Annotated in this window: 14 protein-coding genes and 3 rRNA genes; 6 read left to right on the forward strand and 11 right to left on the reverse strand. The window is 66.7% G+C overall.

Going from position 1 to position 20186, the window contains the following annotated elements:
- Positions 1-15 precede the first annotated feature (15 nt).
- On the reverse strand, positions 16-1131 hold the full coding sequence (locus AB5L97_RS16985; protein WP_369045543.1) for an alkaline phosphatase family protein: 1116 nt from the start codon (positions 1129-1131) through the stop codon (positions 16-18).
- 102 nt (positions 1132-1233) lie between these two features.
- Here AB5L97_RS16985 and AB5L97_RS16990 point away from each other — a divergent pair, with 102 nt between their 5' ends.
- Positions 1234-2172 (forward strand): AEC family transporter, encoded by a 939-nt coding sequence (locus AB5L97_RS16990; protein WP_307958584.1) that lies wholly within the window; start codon positions 1234-1236, stop codon positions 2170-2172.
- 110 nt (positions 2173-2282) lie between these two features.
- On the opposite strand, the gene AB5L97_RS16995 is transcribed toward AB5L97_RS16990, so the two are convergent.
- Entirely contained in the window at positions 2283-2936 is a 654-nt protein-coding gene (locus tag AB5L97_RS16995) for a TetR/AcrR family transcriptional regulator (protein ID WP_369045544.1), read from the reverse strand.
- Positions 2937-3033: 97 nt separating this feature from the next.
- Between AB5L97_RS16995 and AB5L97_RS17000 the strand changes: the two genes are divergently transcribed.
- The 4 genes from AB5L97_RS17000 to AB5L97_RS17015 are packed head-to-tail and all read left to right on the forward strand — an operon-like array spanning position 3034 to position 5720.
- The gene (locus tag AB5L97_RS17000) at positions 3034-3558 is read left to right on the forward strand and encodes a nuclear transport factor 2 family protein (RefSeq protein ID WP_369045545.1); all 525 of its coding nucleotides are present in this window, start codon (positions 3034-3036) and stop codon (positions 3556-3558) included.
- A complete protein-coding gene (locus AB5L97_RS17005) occupies positions 3555-4487 on the forward strand; it encodes an SDR family oxidoreductase (protein ID WP_369045546.1) in 933 nt (310 codons plus the stop codon). The genes AB5L97_RS17000 and AB5L97_RS17005 overlap by 4 nt, the downstream gene beginning before the upstream one ends.
- Complete coding sequence (locus tag AB5L97_RS17010) at positions 4471-4671, forward strand: hypothetical protein (RefSeq protein WP_369047501.1); 201 nt, start codon at positions 4471-4473, stop codon at positions 4669-4671. Before AB5L97_RS17005 ends, AB5L97_RS17010 begins: the two co-directional genes overlap by 17 nt.
- 56 nt (positions 4672-4727) lie before the next feature.
- The gene (locus AB5L97_RS17015) at positions 4728-5720 is read left to right on the forward strand and encodes a hypothetical protein (protein ID WP_369045547.1); all 993 of its coding nucleotides are present in this window, start codon (positions 4728-4730) and stop codon (positions 5718-5720) included.
- A 19-nt stretch (positions 5721-5739) separates the two neighbouring features.
- Here AB5L97_RS17015 and AB5L97_RS17020 read toward each other — a convergent pair whose 3' ends face one another.
- The 3 genes from AB5L97_RS17020 to AB5L97_RS17030 all read right to left on the reverse strand — a co-directional run bounded on the left by AB5L97_RS17020 (position 5740) and on the right by AB5L97_RS17030 (position 10450).
- Complete coding sequence (locus tag AB5L97_RS17020; RefSeq protein WP_369045548.1) at positions 5740-7869, reverse strand: NHL domain-containing thioredoxin family protein; 2130 nt, start codon at positions 7867-7869, stop codon at positions 5740-5742.
- Positions 7870-7910: 41 nt separating this feature from the next.
- Positions 7911-10055: a cytochrome c oxidase assembly protein gene (locus tag AB5L97_RS17025; protein WP_369045549.1), complete on the reverse strand. Its 2145-nt coding sequence runs from the start codon at positions 10053-10055 to the stop codon at positions 7911-7913.
- A 110-nt stretch (positions 10056-10165) separates the two neighbouring features.
- Positions 10166-10450, reverse strand: coding sequence for an HU family DNA-binding protein (locus tag AB5L97_RS17030; protein ID WP_307958590.1), 285 nt, complete (start codon positions 10448-10450; stop codon positions 10166-10168).
- Between the two features lie 428 nt (positions 10451-10878).
- Between AB5L97_RS17030 and AB5L97_RS17035 the strand changes: the two genes are divergently transcribed.
- Positions 10879-11574 (forward strand): phosphotransferase family protein, encoded by a 696-nt coding sequence (locus AB5L97_RS17035; RefSeq protein ID WP_369045550.1) that lies wholly within the window; start codon positions 10879-10881, stop codon positions 11572-11574.
- Positions 11575-11593: 19 nt separating this feature from the next.
- Here the strand turns inward: AB5L97_RS17035 and AB5L97_RS17040 are convergent, their stop codons facing one another.
- The 6 genes from AB5L97_RS17040 to AB5L97_RS17065 form a co-directional block, all read right to left on the reverse strand.
- Entirely contained in the window at positions 11594-12394 is an 801-nt protein-coding gene (locus AB5L97_RS17040; RefSeq protein WP_369045551.1) for an ABC transporter permease subunit, read from the reverse strand.
- On the reverse strand, positions 12360-13310 hold the full coding sequence (locus tag AB5L97_RS17045) for an ABC transporter ATP-binding protein (protein ID WP_369045552.1): 951 nt from the start codon (positions 13308-13310) through the stop codon (positions 12360-12362). The genes AB5L97_RS17040 and AB5L97_RS17045 overlap by 35 nt, the downstream gene beginning before the upstream one ends.
- 116 nt (positions 13311-13426) lie before the next feature.
- Positions 13427-13543 (reverse strand): 5S ribosomal RNA (gene rrf, locus AB5L97_RS17050).
- A gap of 195 nt (positions 13544-13738) precedes the next feature.
- Positions 13739-16858 (reverse strand): 23S ribosomal RNA (locus AB5L97_RS17055).
- 549 nt (positions 16859-17407) lie between these two features.
- Positions 17408-18932, reverse strand: a 16S ribosomal RNA gene (locus AB5L97_RS17060).
- Together the 16S, 23S and 5S rRNA genes form the textbook arrangement of a ribosomal RNA operon.
- A gap of 606 nt (positions 18933-19538) precedes the next feature.
- Positions 19539-20186, reverse strand: coding sequence for an MBL fold metallo-hydrolase (locus tag AB5L97_RS17065; protein WP_369045553.1), 648 nt, complete (start codon positions 20184-20186; stop codon positions 19539-19541).

Below are 20186 nucleotides of genomic sequence, written 5' to 3' on the forward strand. Positions count from 1 at the left end.
ACACCAGGACGCCCCTTACACTACGACGTCGTTCGGCGGCGGCAGGGTCGTGCCGTCACGCAGCACGATCGGGCCTACCGGCTGCGATGGCCCGGGCGACGGCGGGAGCGGTTTCGGCGCAGGCGTGGGCGTGGGAGGCCGCGGCAGCGTGATCGCGGCACCGAACGCGGGCGGCGCGGGCCGCTTCAACGAGGGGTCGACGACGTCTGCGAGGCCCGCGCTCGCGTCCGCGCGCGGAACCCCGAGTGCGGGAAGGCCCAAGAGCTGCAGGACCGTCCGGGGCACGTCGACGTGCGAGGACCAGCGGCTGTCGATGGTCTGCTTCACATTCCCGCCGAACACGAGAAGGGGAACCCGCGGACCGAAGGCGAGCTGCACGCCGTCGGCCGTGTGCTCGACGTTGGGGGTCGCAACGTGCTCGTCCCAACCGCCCCAGTCGTCCCACGTGAGGAAGAAGACGGTGTCCGCCCAGCCGCCGGACTGCACCACGGCGTCGACGCTCTGCCAGATCTTCTTCATGCCTATCGTGACGTCCGCGAGAGGGTGCTCGTCCTCCGGGGAGTCGTGCCACACGTAGGAGAGCTGAGGGAGGGTGCCGGCCTTGGCGTCGGCCAGGAAGTGGGCCGAGGTCACGAGGTTCTTGGAGCCCTTGAGCTGCTTGTAGAAGCCGGCAGGGTAGTCGTTGGAGCCGGTGTAGCACTTCCACGTGACCCCGTGGGCGTCGGCCATCCCCGGCACCGACGGCATGTCCCACAGTGGCGGCGGCTGGGTCCGCGACGGATTCTTGAGCGTGGGGCTCTGGCCGCCCACGAGAAGCAGGTGATTGGGCGTCGAATTGGTCCCGAAGCCAGCACAGTGGTTCTCGAAGAAGGCCCCCGTAAGCGCGAGGTAGGCGTAGAACGGGAGGACGTTGAGCGTGTCGACCTGCGTATGCGTGGCTGTGTTCTGGCCCGTGAGCCACTTGTCGTAGGCGATGCGGTCGTGGCGTGGGTCGGACGTCGGCGGATTGGCCTGGACGGGCCAGCCGGTGGCGACGTTGACGCCGTACGGGCGCAGGCCGCCGAAGTAGTTGTCCGTAGTGTGGTTCTCCTGGATGAAGACGACGATTCGCCTGGCAGATGACGTAGGCATACAGAACCCGCTCTCACTCGGTGCCTCCTGTCATAGGGTAGAGGCCATGCCCCGCGCGTTCCAGCCCTCCAGCAGTCTGGGCCCAGTGCTAGGGGAAATCGGGTGCTAGGCGTACTCTCGGGGTTCGCCGTCGTCTGGGTGATCATCGGCGCGGGCTGGCTCATGGCCAAGCTGCGCCTGTTGGGCGACGGCGCGCAGGGCGTCCTGAGCCGGCTCTCCTTCTTCGTGGCGAGCCCCGCGCTCCTGCTCGAGACGCTCAGCAAGGCCAACCTCCCGGCCGTCTTCTCGACCCACCTGCTCGTCATCGGGGTGAGTTCGACGGCGGTCGGCCTCCTCTCGTTCGCGGTGTTCCGATGGTGGCGGCGCAGATCCCTTCCCGAGGCGCTCATCGCGTCGATGAGCTCGGCCGTGGCCAACTCGGGGAACCTCGGCATCCCCATCTCCGTCTTCGTCCTCGGGGACGCGAGCTACGTGGCGCCGCTGCTCATCTTCCAGCTCGCGCTGTTCACGCCCGCATACCTCCTCATGCTCGACGGCACGACAGCGACGGCGAAGCCGGGTGCCGCCCGCGCCCTCCAGTTCGTGCTTCCGATCGTGACGAACCCGAACATCATCGGCTCCCTCATCGGGCTCGTGCTCGCAGGCACCGCCTGGACGCCGCCGGAGCTCATCATGCAGCCGATCCACCTCATCGGCGGGGCCGCGATCCCGGCCATGCTCATGGCGTTCGGCATCTCGCTGCACGGATCCCGGCCCCTCAAGGCGGTCGACGGACGCCGCGTCGACACAGGCATAGCAACAGTGATCAAGATCGCCGTCCATCCGCTCATCGCGTTCATCCTCGGACGCTACGCCCTCGGCCTCGACGGGCACGCCCTGTTCGCCGCCGTCGTCGCCACCGCCCTTCCCACGGCCCAGAACGTCTACATCGCGGCGCAGCGCTACCAGCACGGGATCGTCGTCGCGAAGGACACCGTGCTCATCACCACGGTCGTGGCCGTTCCCGCGATGGCGGTCATGGCCGCCTTCCTGACCGCGTAGACCGCCAAGGACCCCACAACGGACGGCCAGAGACCCCTCAACCGAACCTCCCTCGGTTGCGGGGTCTCTGGCGCGACGTTGCGGGGTCTCTAGCCAGTTGAGTTGACACGTCAGAGCAGATTCGCCTTGAGGGTCGCAGCCACGAAGCGCCCGAAATGCTCCGGGGTCCACCCGCGCTTGAGGACAAGCGTCTCGTACAGCTCGGCGGACGTCGTCATGAAGAAGACGTCCGCGGCCTCGGCTTCCGAAAGTCCCGGCCGCAGAAGCCCGCGAGCGATGACCCGTCGGGCATTGTGGAGCATCCGTTCATACCGCGCGGCGTCCACCTCCTGCTGCAGCGCCGCCATGTCGGCGTCACCGCTCGCGGCGGCGTCGCGGATCAGGAGCGCGACGGGCGAGCCGATCGGGCTGATCTCGGCAACAAACCGCCCGAACTGCTCCATGAGCGCGCCAGGATCCGTGGCCTCGGCTTGAGCAGCATCGGAGCGCTGCTCGGCAGGCACGCCTCCGGAGCCAAGGAGGCTCTGGTCCCAGATCGCACGGACAAGGCCCGCCTTGCTCCCGAAGTTCTTGTAGACGAACTCGGCTGAAACGCCCGCCGCGCGCGCAATCTCGGCCACAGTGGTGGACGCGAAGCCCGGCGCGAAGAACAGGCTCCGGGCGCACGCGAGGACAGCGCGCCGGGACTCCGCGGCCCGGGCACGGCGCCCGCTCGCGTCGTAGGCGCGGGGGGCCTTGTCTGGGCCATTGACCGCTGTCCGCACCGGATCTAAACTCCTAGCATCAGTTGAATACAGCTTACTGTATTCAAAGTACCCACACCGGGATTCACCCCAAGCGCGGCACACCAAGGAGCACACCATGGACGCGCAGAGCCCCTTCGAGGCACTCCCAGCAGGCCCGGTCCGTCGGCTCTTCGAGTCGATCAGCCAGCACGACCTCGGCGGCATGGTCGCCTGCTTCGCCGAGGATTACGTCAACGAGACGCCCATCCACCCCGACCGTAGCTTCACGGGCCGCGAACAGGTCCGGAAGAACTGGTCGACCATTCTTGCGGGCCTCCGAGACTTGCAGCCCTACGTTGTCCGCGCCACCACGGCACCCGACGGCATGGTCTGGGTCGAATGGGGCCAGCGGGGCACGAGGCCGGACGGCGTTCCGGTCGCCTTGGCCGGCGTCTCGATCTTCACGCTCGACGCCGATGCTATCGCCGCCGTCCGCTTCTACCTCGAGCCTGTCGAACGCGAGAGCGGGGACGTCAACGCCAACGTCCACTCCATCGTGGGCCAGATCCCAGCGACAGCCGCTGCGGGCAGTGCGTCCGCGGCTAGCGACGCCGGGGCCAGCAACGCGTCTGGCGACCCGGCGGGAGGCGGGCGGCCGTGATCCTCGTCGTCGGCGGCACCGGCAATCTGGGCCGCGAACTCGTTCCCGCCCTCGTCCGAAGGGGCGATCAGGTCCGTGTGATGGCGCGCGGCGCGTCCCGGCCGTTCACCGCCGCAGCGACTGACAGCGGGCCACACGGCGCCGGACCGCGGGAGACCGGGCCAGACAGCACCAACACAGGCGGCGCCGTGGAGCTGTTCCGCGGCGACCTCGCCTCGGAAGCGGACTGCCGGCGCGCCGTCGAGGGCTGCGACCAGGTGGTCTTCGCCGCGTCGGGCTTCGGCATCCCCAATGCCGATCCACGCGCCGTCGACCGCGACGGCGCCGTGCGGCTCGTGCGCGCGGCTGCTGAGGCGGGGGTTGAACACGTCGTCATGATGTCGATGCACGGCGCCGCGGCGGACGCCCCCATCGAGTACCTGCGCTGCAAGGCCGCCGCCGAGGAAGCCGTGCGCGGGTCGGGCATGAGCTGGACCATCGTGCGGCTCGGGGCCATCCTCGAGCAGCGGCTCGCCATCATGGGCGCAGGCCTCGAGGCGAAGGGCAGAGTGCCGGTGTTCGGCTCAGGGGCCAGCCCCGTCACGTTCACGTCCGCGCGGGACGCCGCGGCCGTCGTCGTGCGTGCGCTCAACGACCCCGTGCTGCGGAACCGCGTCATCGAGTGGGGGTCCGAGACCCTCACGGCGAACGAGGTGGCCGACGCGCTCATCGCCAAGGCGGGCCGCGGGTCCGTGCGGCGCATCCCGACGCCGGCCCTGCGCATCATGTCCGTCGCGGCCAAGCCATTTTCACCGTTCCTGGCCCGCGTGGCCGGCGCCGGGGTGTGGGAAGACTCCGGGGACGAATCCTTCGATCCGGCTGCGGCGCGCGCGGAGTTCCCCGACATCCCCATCACGAGGCTCAGGGAGGTCGTTGCATCGCAAAGCTGACCACGGAGGCGCGCTCGACGGGGCCCTCGGCACGGGACTCCGTCCCATGGTCCGCTCGATGGGCACGCAGTCCGGGCGCGAGATCATGCGCAGCGTGTTCGGCACCGCGCCGAAGCGCCGCCGGGAGGGACCAGAGACCCCGCAACGCCTCGCCAGAGACCCCGCAACCTCCGGGTCCCGCTGAGGGGTCTCTGGCGCCCCATTGAGGGGTCCTTGGCGCCTGCCCGGTAGGGTGGGCGGGTGCATCAGACCAGTCCCGCCCTCCGCCGCATCGCCGTGGCGTGGCTCCTGGCCCTCGTGCTGGCCATTGTCGCCTCGGTCCTGGCGATCACGGCGGTCAAGAACGCGGTAGCCGGCCCCGTCGACCCCGTGCGCGCGTACATCGGCGCCCTGCAGGCGGGCGACGGCGGCCGCGCCCTCGGACTCCTGCACACGACCGTCCCTTCAGGGAGTCCCGCCCTCCTCGACGGCGCCCCGCTCAAGGACTCGATGAGCCGGATCAGGGACATCTCCTACGGGATGGCGAAGGCCGACGGCGACCACGCAACTGTCGCGGTCCGCTTCACCGTGGAGGGGGAGGCCCACGAGAGTCAGTTCACGGTGGACCGGACGGGCACCGACTGGCTGTTCTTCCCGCGCTGGTCGATCTCCCCCACGAGCCTCCCGACCCTCACCGCAACGGTGGTTAATTCGACCCGGGCCACCATGAACGGCATGTCCGTGAACATGCCAGAAGGACGCAATGCGTTTCCCGTGTTCTTCCCCGGCTCGTACGTGGGCTCGCTCGACGGGGCCCAGTTCGCCGCGGAGCCGCGCGCCGTCGTCGTGAGCGGTCCCGGAGCGACGGCTCCACTGAACCTGGCCACGAAGGCGACCCCGCAGCTCCTCGGCGCCATCGAGGCGAAGCTGCACAGCTACCTCGACGACTGCGCGCGGACCGCGACTCAGCAGCAGCGGCTCCAGCCGAACTGCCCGTTCTCCCTCGCGACCAACACACGCATCCAGGACGGGACGATTGCGTGGAGCGTGTCGGCATACCCGACGGTCTCGGTCGAGCCCTACCAGGGCAGCTGGACGATCGCGCCGCTCGCGGGCAAGGCCGAGCTCAAGGCAGTCGCGATCGACCTGTTCACCGGGGCCAAGTCCCCGGTGGACACGAAGGTCGACTTCAGCTTCAACGCGCGCCTCGACGTGAGCGACGCCGCGATCACGGTGACGCCGCAGCTCAAGTGAGCCGGCTCGGCGGAGCCTGTCAGTCCATGCCGCGCAGGTCAAGCGTGAGCGCGGCGTCCGCACCGTCCTGCAGCATGACCGGGATGCCCCAGTCCTGCTGGTACAGGTGGCAGGCGGCGTGGTCGGGGATCTCCTCGCCGGGTGCGCCGTCGCACGCGGCAGCGCGTGCGGTGATGTGCAGGACACCCTCGGCGACCGCGGGATTGAGCTCAAGCGTCCGCGTGAGGCCCTGGGCCGTTCCCGTGCCGCCGACGAGCAGCTCGGCCGGAGTCGACGAGATCTTGAGCTGCGTCGGATCGCCCCAGCGGTTGTCGAGCTTCTGCCCTGTCGGGGCCGCGAAGCGCACCGTCAGCTCGAGCGGGCCCGCCGGCACGGCCGTCTTGGGCCGCTGCGTCTGGCGCTCGCCCTCATCGACCTGCTGGGCGTCCTTCGGGATCGGCACGAGCACGAGCTCGTGGCGGTTCGTCTCGGTCACCAGGAGGAGCGGCTCACCATCGCCTTCCGTCGTGGAGGTGACCACGACGACGTCGGCTGGCTCCGCGAGACCCCGTGCGAGCGTCGAGACGGTCTGGCTCGAGGGCTCGTAGCGGCGCACGGCGCCGTTGTACGTGTCCGCAATGGCCACCGAGCCGTCGGGCAGGACCGCGACGCCGAGCGGGTGCTGGAGCCGCGCAGTGGCGGCTGCGCCGTCGCGGAAGCCGAAGTCGAAGAGGCCTTCTCCGACGGCGGTCTCGACCGTCGCACTGCCGTCCTCCGCGAGCTTCACGCGCCGCAGCGCGGAGGTCTCGGAGTCCGCGACCCAGATGTCGCCGGAGGGGTCGACCGCGAGTCCGGACGGCTGGGCGAACCAGGACTGCGGGCCGGGGCCGTCGAGGAGGCCCTCGAGGCCCGAGCCCGCCAGGATCGCCACCGCGCCCGTGAGGGGATCGAACGTGAAGATCTGGTGCGTGCCGGCCATCGCGACGACGACCTTCTGCAGCTTCTCGCTCCACACCACGTCCCACGGCGAGGAGAGCGAGACGTTCGTGCCATGGCCGAGGTAGCCGATATCCTCGGCGTCGCCGGCGTAGACGTCGTGAACGGACGCGCCGGAAGCCGTCGGGGCGCCGTCGTGCGCCGAGCCGTCCGCAGAAGCTGACGTGGAGGCGCTCGCCCAGGTTCCGGCGCCGTTGCCGTCGACGCGGGCGGGCCCGGCGTCGAGGAGCCGCTGGATGCCGTTGCCGGCCACGGTCTGGACGTAGCCCGAGCTGAGGGTGACGCCACGGAGCTGGTGGTTCACGGTGTCGGCGACGACGGCCTCGTACCCGGTCTGCCACGCGATCGACGCTGGCAGCACGGCAACGCCCTGCGGCTCGTTGAACTGCGCGACCTCGGCCTGGCCGTCGAGGAACCCCTTCGTGCCGGAGCCGATCACCCGCTCCACGGTCGTCAGGTCGGGACGGACCTCGACGAGGCGGTGATGGCCCGTGTCGACGACGAGGTAGTTGCCGCTGTCCAAGGGCACGGTCTGGCCCGGGAAGCGGAAATCTCCGGCGGTGGGCTCGGGAGCCACGTACGGGCCGTCGCCGCGGTGCAGCGTGCCCTTGGCCTCGTGCTCGGCGACGAGCTCCTCCACGAGGACGCCGAGGCCGCCCGCGTGGCCCTCGCCGGAGAGGTGGGCGACGATGTAGCCCTCGGGGTCGAGGACAACGAGCGTCGGCCAGGCGCGGGCGGTGTACGCCTGCCACGTGAGGAGCTCGGGATCATCGAGGACGGGGTGGTGGATCTCGTAGCGCTCGACGGCGGACGCGAGGGCCACCGGATCGGCCTCGTGCTCGAACTTGGGCGAGTGCACGCCCACCGTGACGAGGACGTCCTTGTACTTCTCCTCGAGCGGGCGCAGCTCGTCGAGTACGTGGAGGCAGTTGATGCAGCAGAACGTCCAGAAATCGAGAAGGACGATCTTTCCCCGCAGCGCCTCGAGGTCGAGCTGCTTGCCGCCGGTGTTGAGCCACGCGCGGCCGCCGAGCTCGCTCGCCCGGATGCGCCGAGCAGCACGCACGGAATCGGCGCCAAGGGCCTCGGCAGCGGACGAGGTCTCTGTTGACTCGGCGGTCACGGGCACTCCTTCGGTGGACGTCTCAAACGCGGCTACTAGCGCCAACCCCATTATCCCGGGCCTTGTTCCGCGCATGACGCCGCGTGACCCGGCTACTGCCCCCGGGTCTCGTCCCGCTCCTGGAGCCGGCTGAACATGGCGTTGTAGGCCACGAGGTCGGCGTCGTTGTCCCGGTCTGCCGCACGGTCGCTGCGGCGGGTCTCGCGGGCGTCCGATCTGGACCACATGATGGCCACGCCGATGGCCACGAACAGGGTCGGAATCTCGCCGATGCCCCACGCGATGCCGCCGCCGGTCTGCTGGTCAACGATCGCGGACTCACCCCAGGGGCGCCCGAGGTTGCCGAAGTACGTCGGTTCGAAGAGGATCGTGGCCCCCATGATCGCCACGCCGAAGAACGCGTGGAACGCCATGGTCGCGAGCAGCACCACGAGCCGCATCGGGTAGGCGAGCCGCCGCGGCAGCGGGTCGGAGCCGATCATCGTCAGCACGAAGATGTACCCCGTGAGCGTGAAGTGGAGGTTCATGAGCTCGTGGCCCACGTGATCACGCATCGCGTACCCGAACAGGTCGGAGTAGTAGAAGAGGACGATCGATCCGGCGAAGTTCGCGGCGGCGAAGAGCGGGTGGGTCACGAGCTTGGACCACCACGAGTGCACGAACACGAGCAGCCATTCCCGCAGGCCACGGCTGCCGTCGCGGCGCGGCGCGAGGGCCTTGAGCGCGAGCGTCACGGGCGAGCCGAGCACGAGGAACAGCGGGGCCACCATGGTGAGCATCATGTGGTCCACCATGTGCGCCGAGAAGAGCACGCGCCCGTACACCGCGGGCGGCCCGCTCGTGATATACGTCAGGAACGCTAGACCCGTGAACCAGGACAGCGCCCGAAGCCACGACCACGAGTCGCCGCGCCGGGCCACCTTGACCATCCCGAGGATGTACGTCGCCGCGCCGAACACGGCCACCGCGACCCACAGCCAGTCTGCGCGCCACTCGGTGATCCAGCGCGACGCCGTGAGCTCGGGTGGGAGCTCGTAGCCGCTGAGAATGAACCCGGGCGAGGCGTCCGCAGCGTACGTGGTCGGCTCCGGCGGGGCGGACCGGGAAAGTGCGACGGCGAGCCCGGACACGGCGCCCATGACTACGGCCTCGACGCCAATCAGCTGCCACAGGACGCGGCGCGCCGACGCACCGCGGCCCAGCTGGGGGATGACCCACTGCCGGTGCATGAAGCCGATACCGCCGAGCACGATCGCGAGGGTGGCCTTGGCGAGGATGATCTGCCCGTACGAGGAGGTGAACAGATCGCTCAGGTGGGGCAGCCGGATGAGCGCGTTGATGACACCGGACGCCACGACGAGCACATAGGCGAAAAGCGCGAGCGCGGAGAACCTCCGCAGCGTCGTCTCGGTCGCGTCTGAAGCCCCGGGGAGGCGCACAGCGCCGCGTTCCCCCTTCCCGCCGGCGAGCGTGCGGCCGAGCAGGGCGAGAACCGCGATGCCCCCGACCCACAGCGACGCCCCGATGAGGTGAAGGAAGAGGGAGTTGATGGCGCCCTCGTGGTCGTTCGAGCTCGCCGAGTGTCCGATCAGGGCCATGGGCGCCAGCCCGATGACGGCAAGGAGCCCGGTGAGCGCGAGCCCTGTGAGGGACCGGACAGCGAAGAGGAGCGTCGCGACGACCGCCGCGATGATCACCGTGACGAGCCAGGCCCGCCCCACGTCGAGGCTCGTCATGTAGAAGACGAGCTGCTTCGTGTAGTCGGCGCCGCCGGAGATCGGCTGCCCCACGATGTCAGAGTGCGTGAGGATCAGGACGGCGATCGAGCTGAGCGTCCAGGCGATGGCTCCGCCGGTGGCGATCTTCAGAGCCCGGGTGAAGGCGGGATGCTCATCGGCTCCGTCGGTCTCGCGTGCGGGGACGTCGTCGGCCGCGCGGTGCGAACGCTGGGGTTTGGGGTGCCGCGGGAGGATCACGACGGCGAAGGTGATCCCGCCGATGACCAGGGCCAGCGAGAGGTTGAGCACCGTCTTCGCGATCGGCAGGCCCCACCGCACGAGCGTGCCGGGATCGAGGACCTGCCGTGCCCCGGCGGCGCCCGAGAACAGCAGCGCGGCAACGAGAGCCAGAATCGCCGCGGCCAACGCGGCGACCGACCATCCCCGCGCGAGAGCCGATTGTCCTGTCGCGGCGGCGGGCGTCTCGGCGGCTGGACGGACGGAGGCAGATCGAGGCACCAGTCCATTGTCCCCCACCGACAGCGTAGCGGGCGCCGCCGCCCGAGGCCCCGAGACGCCAGAGGGGGCAACGGCGCGCGGCCGCTGCCCCCTCTGTGGTCTGGGAAGGCCTACTTGCCGGAGGCAGCAGCCTTGAGCTTGGAGCCAGCCGTCAGCTTGACGCTGTGTCCGGCCGGGATCTCGATAGCGGCGCCGGTCTGCGGGTTGCGGCCCGTGCGGGCTGCGCGCTCGGTGCGCTCGACGGCGAGCCAGCCCGGGATGCTGACCTTCTCACCCTTGGAAACGGAAGCCTCGAAGACCTCGAACAGTGCGTCGAGCACACCGTTGACTGCAGCCTGGCTGAGGCTGGTCTTGCCGGCAACTTCTGCGACCAGGTCGCTGCGGTTCTTAGCCATGTGTCCTCCTGGACGTTCGGGTTATTCATACCAGCCCTTCAGCGGGTGCGATGAGGGCTGCTGTTACGGCAACTTACCAGCTATCACGGCCTCGGCCAGCGGATTTCCGCGTGTTTTCGCGGTTTTCTGGCGAATTTGGACGTCTGGGCACTCCATCTCATCCAAAGTGAAAGTATCGGTATCAATTGTGCCGTGGCGGGTCGTCCCATGGACCGCTAGCGTGGGGAGGTGCCCGCGCGTATGCCGCTCTCCCCCCACCCAGTTGGCCCTCGTGGACGCGTGGTTCGGGGAATGGGAGCTCAGGGACGACCATTCGTGGGGCATCCAGGGCATCCATGTCCTGCGGATAGCCACCGCGCAGGGCGACGTCTCGGTGAAGGCCTCGGAGGCGACCCACCACATCGCGCGCGAGGCGCGCGCACCGTCAGATGACGGGGCCACTCCTGGACCTCGAGCCAGCGCGGACCCCGCGGATGCTCCACGCCGATGTGCGCGCCGGGATTCTGGCCGCGACCTGGCTGCCCGGCCAGCTCGTCGAGGGCGGCCCGCACGCGTGCTCCGCCGAGGCGTTCCACCAGGCAGGCGAACTCCTCGCGTTGGTGCACGTCCCTCGCGAGCAGACGAACAGCTACGATCCGTCGGCTCTGAACAAGGCCGTGGACTTCCTCGGGCGGGCGACGGACCTCGCCCCCGCAGAGCAGCTCCGCGCCGTCGGGCGTGTCATCGCCGGACATGAGTCCGCGCCGCGCTTGCTCGTCGCGACCCACGGCGACTTCCAGCCCCGCAACTGGATCGAGCATGGCGACTGGTCGTCTGGGCAGGGCCTGATCAGCATCATCGACTGGGGACGAGCGGGCTACCGGCCGTGGGTGACGGATCTCGTTCGGCTCGAGCATGGCTGCTTCCAGCCCCGCCCTGACGAACCGGCGCACGACGCCGCGCAGCTGCGGGCGGCGTTCTATGCCGGCTACGGCCGCGACCCAGCCGAAGAGCCCGAGTCGTGGCGTCTCGACAACCTTCTCCAGGCACTGGGCACGATCGTATGGGCGCACGAAGTCGGTGACCCAGCGTTCGAGGACGAAGGCCGCAGGATGCTGGCACGCGTCGTCGAGTGGTTCGCCTAGCCCTTTCCTGGCGATCGGGCTAGGGTGCTGTGTCGCGCCGCTGGAACCACGCGACGGCCAGCCCGAGCAAGACCGCCGCCGTACCGAGGGCGATTCCCACGCTGGGCCAGTCGAGTCCGTTCGTGAGCGGATCGTGGCCCACGTACTGGTAGAACGGCGAGTACTTCTGCGCCGGTTCGAGCCAGTCGACCACCGGCCCGAGGCCGTTGACGAGGTATGCCACGACGGCGAGGGCTGCGGGGATACCCTTGCTCAGACCCGGTTTCCCGGTCGCCGCGGAGAGCGCGAGGGCAAGCGACCCGAAGACGATGCCGAGCAGCGCGAGATGAGCCATGGCTGCGGCGATCTTGTCGGCGGGCAGGACCAGATCCACCCAGCTGCCCTCCACGACGAGGGCAAATCCGGCGACAGCGGCGAGGAAAGCCGTCCCGATGACCATCGCCCCGGCCTTCTCGAGGACCACGCGCCCACGGCTCACGGGCTCGGCAATCAGCAGCTCGAGCGTGTGGTGCTCCTCCTCGCCCGCGATCGCCCCGGCGCCCATCCCGATCGCGTACATGAGGACCACAATCGGGGCCATGAAGGAGAGAAGTTCTATCTGGATGTAGCCCGTGGGGGTCGACATGTCGGCGGCCTGTGTCGCGAAGAGATTGCGGAAAGCCTCGGGCATCTGCTCAAGCAGATCGTTCATGGACGGCTGGCCCTTGATGCTCGGCCAGAACGCTGCGTACATGCCCATGAGCACGACGAGGCCAGCGCCCCAGGCCAGAAGCGCCCGCCCTTGGTCACGAAGCGTTTTGAGCAGCAGGCTGGCCAGCATCGGACTCGCCTCCGTAGTAGGTCAGGAACATCTCGTCGAGTTCGGCCTCAGCGCATTCGAAGTCAATGACAGTGTGGGCGGTCACCCGCCTGAGCAGTTCGTCGAGTGCCGACTGCGGCGCGCTGCAGCTCAGCGCCTGCCCCTCGACGGTGACGTCGCGGACCCCGGGCACGCCGGCAAACTCCTCGGCGCGCACGTCGTGGGCGAACGACGCCCGCACATGGTGCAGCGACTTCCCACTGAGGTCGGCGAGCCGCTCAACCGCCACGAGGCGGCCTTCACGCACGACGCCGATCCGGTCGGCTACGCGTTGAACCTCGCCGAGGATGTGGGAGGAGAGGAGGACGCTCCCCCCGCTCTCGGTATGCTCACGAAGGAGCGCGTGGAACTGGCGCTGGACGAGGGGGTCAAGTCCGCTCGTCGGCTCATCGAGAACGAGGAGCCGCGGTTCCGACATGAGGGCAAGGACGATCGCAAGCTTCTGCCGGTTGCCGCGCGAGAGAGTTCTGGTTCTCCGGTCAAGGTCGAGCCCGAGCCTGTCCGCCAGGGCCCTCGCTCTGGCCCGGTCATCGCGGCCGCGGAGGTGCCCGAGGTACGCGATGTGCTCGTGCCCCGTCAAGCGCGGGTAGAGCGAGGGCTCCCCCGGAACATACCCGACCAGGCGGTGTACGCCTACTGCGCTGGTCCACGTATCGAGGCCGAAGACGCTGGCCCTTCCCGCCGTGGGCCGGATCATGCCCAGCACGAGACGGATCGTGGTCGTCTTCCCCGCGCCGTTCGGGCCGAGATAGCCGAACACCTCGCCCGGCCCGATCTCCAGAGAGACGCCATCGAGGGCGAGCGTGTGGCCGAACCGCTTGCTGAGGCCCTCGAGAATCAATGGATGGTCCGAGCGGACCGAATCCGATGACGGCATGGGCCCAGTATCCGAAGGGCGACTGCCCGAACATAGGGCCAAAGGTCGGTCAACTTGGATTCGGTTAAATGCAGTGGGGCCCCGACGTTGTTGTCGGGGCCTCACTGTGAATGGTTGTCCGGCGGTGTCCTACTCTCCCACACCCTGGCGGGTGCAGTACCATCGGCGCTGTGGGTCTTAGCTTCCGGGTTCGGGATGGGTCCGGGCGTTTCCCCCACGCTGTGGCCGCCGTAACCCTTGCTCCGCGCGCCCCCGGGTGTGGGGGTGGGGAAGTGTGTGGTCACGGTGTTCCGTGAGTCGTTGTTCGGTTGTGGTGTTCTGCTGTGGCTGGTTCCCTGGGGTTTGTTGTCTGGGGACCGTATGGTGGACGCGTAGCATGGTTTCGTTCCCGCACCCGGGCCGCCCTTTTGGGGGTGGTGGGTGTGGTGGTGTTGAGGTTGTCGGCCTATTAGTACCGGTCGGCTTCGACAGTCTTCAGTCCTGTCTTCCACGTCCGGCCTATCAACCCAGTGGTCTGCTGGGGGCCTCTCCCACCTTGCGGTGGATGGAGATCTCATCTTGAAGCGGGCTTCCCGCTTAGATGCTTTCAGCGGTTATCCCATCCGAACGTAGCCAACCAGCCGTGCACCTGGCGGTACAACTGGCACACCAGAGGTTCGTCCGTCCCGGTCCTCTCGTACTGAGGACAGCCCTTCTCAGATCTCCTGCGCGCGCAGCGGATAGGGACCGAACTGTCTCACGACGTTCTAAACCCAGCTCGCGTACCGCTTTAATGGGCGAACAGCCCAACCCTTGGGACCTACTCCAGCCCCAGGATGCGACGAGCCGACATCGAGGTGCCAAACCATGCCGTCGATATGGACTCTTGGGCAAGATCAGCCTGTTATCCCCGAGGTACCTTTTATCCGTTGAGCGACGGCCCTTCCACGAGGTGCCGCCGGATCACTAGTCCCGACTTTCGTCCCTGCTCGACATGTCTGTCTCACAGTCAAGCCCCCTTGTGCACTTGCACTCGCCACCTGGTTGCCGACCAGGCTGAGGGGACCTTTGGGCGCCTCCGTTACTCTTTGGGAGGCAACCGCCCCAGTTAAACTACCCGTCAGGCACTGTCCCTGGCCCGGATCACGGGCCGAGGTTCAGGTGTCCAAAGCGACCAGAGTGGTATTTCAACGATGACTCCACGGGCACTGGCGTGCCCCCTTCACAGTCTCCCACCTATCCTACACAAGCCGCTCCGAACACCAATACCAAACTATAGTGAAGGTCTCGGGGTCTTTCCGTCCTGCTGCGCGTAACGAGCATCTTTACTCGTAGTGCAATTTCGCCGAGTTCACGGTCGAGACAGCGGGGAAGTCGTTACTCCATTCGTGCAGGTCGGAACTTACCCGACAAGGAATTTCGCTACCTTAGGATGGTTATAGTTACCACCGCCGTTTACTGGGGCTTGAATTCTCCGCTTCGCCTCGCGGCTGACGGGTCCTCTTAACCTTCCAGCACCGGGCAGGAGTCAGTCCGTATACATCGTCTTGCGACTTCGCACGGACCTGTGTTTTTAGTAAACAGTCGCTTCCCCCTGGTCTCTGCGACCTAGGCCCCTTCCCCGCAGCGCGTGCGGATGTGGGCCCGGGTCCCCCTTCTCCCGAAGTTACGGGGGCATTTTGCCGAGTTCCTTGACCGTGATTCTCTCGATCGCCTTGGTATTCTCTACCTGATCACCTGTGTCGGTTTGGGGTACGGGCGGCTGGGACCTCGCGTCGATGCTTTTCTAGGCAGCATAGGATCACCCGATCCCCCCGTGAGGGGGTCCCGTCGGATCTCAGGCTTCGTGCGCGGCGGATTTGCCGGCCGCGCGCCCTACATCCTTGGACCAGGTCTACCATCGCCTGGCCGGGCTGCCTTCCTGCGTCACACCTGTTAATACGCTTGCCTCGCAGCTCTGGTCCCCGCGCTCCCCCCACAGTGCGCCTCCCGAAGGAGGCACGGCGTGGGGCTCGGGCGGTCAGCATCGGCTGTCCGGCATGGGCGGTCCTTCGCCGGTACGGGAATATCGACCCGTTGTCCATCGACTACGCCTGTCGGCCTCGCCTTAGGTCCCGACTTACCCAGGGCAGATGAGCTTGACCCTGGAACCCTTGATCATCCGGCGGACGGGTTTCCCACCCGTCTTTCGCTACTCATGCCTGCATTCTCACTCGTGCGGCCTCCACCCCTGGATCACTCCGGGGCTTCACTGCCCGCACGACGCTCCCCTACCCAGCCCCACCCCTGAACCATGACGGCTTGGGTATCGTGGGACTGCCACGGCTTCGGCGGTGTGCTTGAGCCCCGCTACATTGTCGGCGCGGAATCACTTGACCAGTGAGCTATTACGCACTCTTTCAAGGGTGGCTGCTTCTAAGCCAACCTCCTGGTTGTCTTCGCAACTCCACATCCTTTCCCACTTAGCACACGCTTGGGGGCCTTAACCGGTGGTCTGGGCTGTTTCCCTCTCGACTACGAAGCTTATCCCCCGCAGTCTCACTGCTGCGCTCTCACTTGCCGGCATTCGGAGTTTGGCTGACGTCAGTAACCTTGTGGGGCCCATCGGCCATCCAGTAGCTCTACCTCCGGCAAGAAACACGCAACGCTGCACCTAAATGCATTTCGGGGAGAACCAGCTATCACGGAGTTTGATTGGCCTTTCACCCCTACCCACAGCTCATCCCCTCCATTTTCAACTGAAGTGGGTTCGGTCCTCCACGACGTCTTACCGTCGCTTCAACCTGGCCATGGGTAGATCACTCCGCTTCGGGTCCAGACCACGCCACTGAACGCCCTGTTCAGACTCGCTTTCGCTACGGCTCCCCCACACGGGTTAACCTCGCGACGTGGCACTGACTCGCAGGCTCATTCTTCAAAAGGCACGCCATCACGGGAGCAGGCCCGCTCTGACGGTTTGTAGGCGCACGGTTTCAGGTACTGTTTCACTCCCCTCCCGGGGTACTTTTCACCTTTCCCTCACGGTACTAGTCCGCTATCGGTCATCGGGTAGTATTCAGGCTTATCAGGTGGTCCTGACAGATTCACACGGGATTCCTCGGGCCCCGTGCTACTTGGGGACACTCGCAAGGGCGGCAGCTGGCATTGCGGCTACGGGACTCACACCCTCTCCGGCCGGCCGTTCAAGACCGTTCGCCTACACCACTGCACCACACCCCCGACCGCCGGCAGACAGTCGAAGCAAGGCCCCACAACCCCATGCGCGCAACCCCTGCCGGGTATCACACACGCACGGTTTGGCCCCATCCGCGTTCGCTCGCCACTACTGACGGAATCACTGTTGTTTTCTCTTCCTGCGGGTACTGAGATGTTTCACTTCCCCGCGTTCCCTCCACACCGTCTATGCGTTCAACGGCGGGTCACCGCATCAAGTGCGGCGGGGTTCCCCCATTCGGAGACCCTGGGATCAAAGTCCGGTTATCGACTCCCCCAGGCCTATCGCGGATTCCCACGTCCTTCATCGGCTCCCGATGCCAAGGCATCCACCGTGCGCCCTTGGAAACTTCAACACGCAAAGAAACCAAGGACACACACACGCCACAAACGGCGCGCACGCTGTCCTACAGCAAAAAAATAAATCCGTCTCGAAAGACGAAATTGCTAGATGCTCGCGTCCACTATACAGTTCTCAAACAACAACCCCCACAACCCCCACACACCGCCGAACAGGCGGCTGCCAGGGGAAGGCGGGCACCACACACCCCCCACACCCGGCACCCCCGCCCCCACCAGCCACCCCACAACAAGGGGGGACAGGAGGAGGACGGCAGGGGCCGGGAAGGAGGGCGCGGGGACTGCTGTCCCAGGACCCAACAGTGTGCCAAGGACCCCACCCCTGCGCAACAGCACCCCCGGCGTTCCAGCACCAGCACCCCCCAAGAGGGGGCCGGAGCGTACTTGCCCGGGGCACCGCGCACAGGGCACGGGCCACGAATCCTGCCGATGTTCCACCCATGAGCACCCGCCGCACCACGAACGGGCACGAAACGGGCTCTCGCCTGGCACCACCGGCACCAGCCCATGCAGGCCGGCACCGAACAGTGCGAGGGGCTCCTTAGAAAGGAGGTGATCCAGCCGCACCTTCCGGTACGGCTACCTTGTTACGACTTAGTCCCAATCGCCAGTCCCACCTTCGACGGCTCCCCCCCACAAGGGGTTGGGCCACCGGCTTCGGGTGTTACCGACTTTCGTGACTTGACGGGCGGTGTGTACAAGGCCCGGGAACGTATTCACCGCAGCGTTGCTGATCTGCGATTACTAGCGACTCCGACTTCATGGGGTCGAGTTGCAGACCCCAATCCGAACTGAGACCGGCTTTCTGGGATTGGCTCCACCTCACAGTATCGCAACCCTTTGTACCGGCCATTGTAGCATGCGTGAAGCCCAAGACATAAGGGGCATGATGATTTGACGTCGTCCCCACCTTCCTCCGAGTTGACCCCGGCAGTCTCCCATGAGTCCCCACCCGAAGTGCTGGCAACATGGAACGAGGGTTGCGCTCGTTGCGGGACTTAACCCAACATCTCACGACACGAGCTGACGACAACCATGCACCACCTGTGAACCGGCCCCGAAGGGAAGCCCCATCTCTGGGACCGTCCGGCACATGTCAAGCCTTGGTAAGGTTCTTCGCGTTGCATCGAATTAATCCGCATGCTCCGCCGCTTGTGCGGGCCCCCGTCAATTCCTTTGAGTTTTAGCCTTGCGGCCGTACTCCCCAGGCGGGGCACTTAATGCGTTAGCTGCGGCGCGGAAACCGTGGAATGGCCCCCACACCTAGTGCCCAACGTTTACGGCATGGACTACCAGGGTATCTAATCCTGTTCGCTCCCCATGCTTTCGCTCCTCAGCGTCAGTAACAGCCCAGAGACCTGCCTTCGCCATCGGTGTTCCTCCTGATATCTGCGCATTTCACCGCTACACCAGGAATTCCAGTCTCCCCTACTGCACTCCAGCCTGCCCGTACCCACTGCAGACCCGGGGTTGAGCCCCGGGCTTTCACAGCAGACGCGACAAGCCGCCTACGAGCTCTTTACGCCCAATAATTCCGGATAACGCTCGCGCCCTACGTATTACCGCGGCTGCTGGCACGTAGTTAGCCGGCGCTTCTTCTGCAGGTACCGTCACTTGCGCTTCTTCCCTGCTGAAAGGGGTTTACAACCCGAAGGCCGTCATCCCCCACGCGGCGTCGCTGCATCAGGCTTCCGCCCATTGTGCAATATTCCCCACTGCTGCCTCCCGTAGGAGTCTGGGCCGTGTCTCAGTCCCAGTGTGGCCGGTCACCCTCTCAGGCCGGCTACCCGTCGTCGCCTTGGTAGGCCATCACCCCACCAACAAGCTGATAGGCCGCGAGCCCATCCAAGACCGCACAAGGCTTTCCACCCCCCACCATGCGGCAAAGGGGTCATATCCGGTATTAGACCCAGTTTCCCAGGCTTATCCCAGAGTCAAGGGCAGGTTGCTCACGTGTTACTCACCCGTTCGCCACTAATCAGCCCAGCAAGCTGGGCATCATCGTTCGACTTGCATGTGTTAAGCACGCCGCCAGCGTTCATCCTGAGCCAGGATCAAACTCTCCGTCAAAAAACACGCCGACCCGGCACCCCAGGAAAATAAGGCAGCCAGGCCGACAGAAAATGATCCGGCATCAACACCCGGCACCACACCACAGGGGCGGCACAGCACCGGGCAAAAGACACCAAAAAAACGGCATCAACAAAACTTGGCACACTATTGAGTTCTCAAACAACAGGCCCCCACACGTAACGATCCCAACCCGACTTCGAGCCGTTCACATCCCCGCGGAGCAACTTCTCAAACCTACCAGAGCTTCTCTTCCCGCACAAATTCCTTTATCGGAATTCGCTTCGGTTTCTAAAGTCCCTGCCCACCGCTTTCGAAGACGCGTCAGCGCTTCCGTTTCCGGCCGGTTTGATTGGGGTTTGGCCGCCCTTGCCCTCCGCGTTTCCGCGGCGGTCCCGGCGACTCAGAAGACTTTACCGGGATGGGGTGCGCTGGGCAAATCGGCCGTCCCCCGGGCGTGTCGCCGCCGCCCCGGCACTGGGGCCCGCCCCTCGCCATGTCTGGCAGCCACTCTCCGCGCACTGCCGCCCGACCCCCTCCCGGGGCTCTCCTCGCCCTGCCGCCCGACCCCCACCGCTCTTCTCACCGAGTGCAGCGATGTCTCGCCTACGCCGCCATCTCCCGAACGCGACCGTGGCCGGGGCACAGCCACCGCGCGTCAAGACCGCGGAGGATCTCTGCCGATCGGACCGCTTCCGCGCGATCATTCGTGAGGGCCTGCGGGAAGAGTCGGAACTGGATGATCTCCGCCCCACCCGGCGACCGAGTGGACTTGGCACGGATGGCGTCGCCGGCGAAGAGGACCTCGCCGGCAAGGAAGGCCACATGCCCGTCCGTGTGACCGGGCGTTGGAACAGATGTGACGCCTGGGAACACTTCCTCGGCGCCGGCGATTCCCCGGATGGGGCCGTTCAGCCGCCGGGCCGGCACCCGTGCCATGAGCTGACGGGGCCACGTTCCTGCTGTCCGCTTGCCCGCAAGCACCTCGGCATCAGCAGCGCCGATCCTGACCACAGCGCCCGTCTCATCCTGAAGGCGAGGCGCGGCACCTACGTGGTCAAAATCGTGGTGGGTCAAGAGGATGTGGGTCACGGACCCAAGGAGGCCAGCCTCCCGCAACTCCTCGACGATGCGCCCGGCGTTCAACGCCAGCCCAGGATCGATCACGGCAGTGCTCGATCCGGCACGCACCACATAGGTGTTCGAGCCGAAACTGCTCTGGAGTCGGAAGACGCCCGGGTACACACTTTGCAC

This window comes from Sinomonas sp. P10A9, assembly GCF_041022165.1.
GTDB classification, from domain to species: Bacteria; Actinomycetota; Actinomycetes; order Actinomycetales; family Micrococcaceae; genus Sinomonas; species Sinomonas puerhi.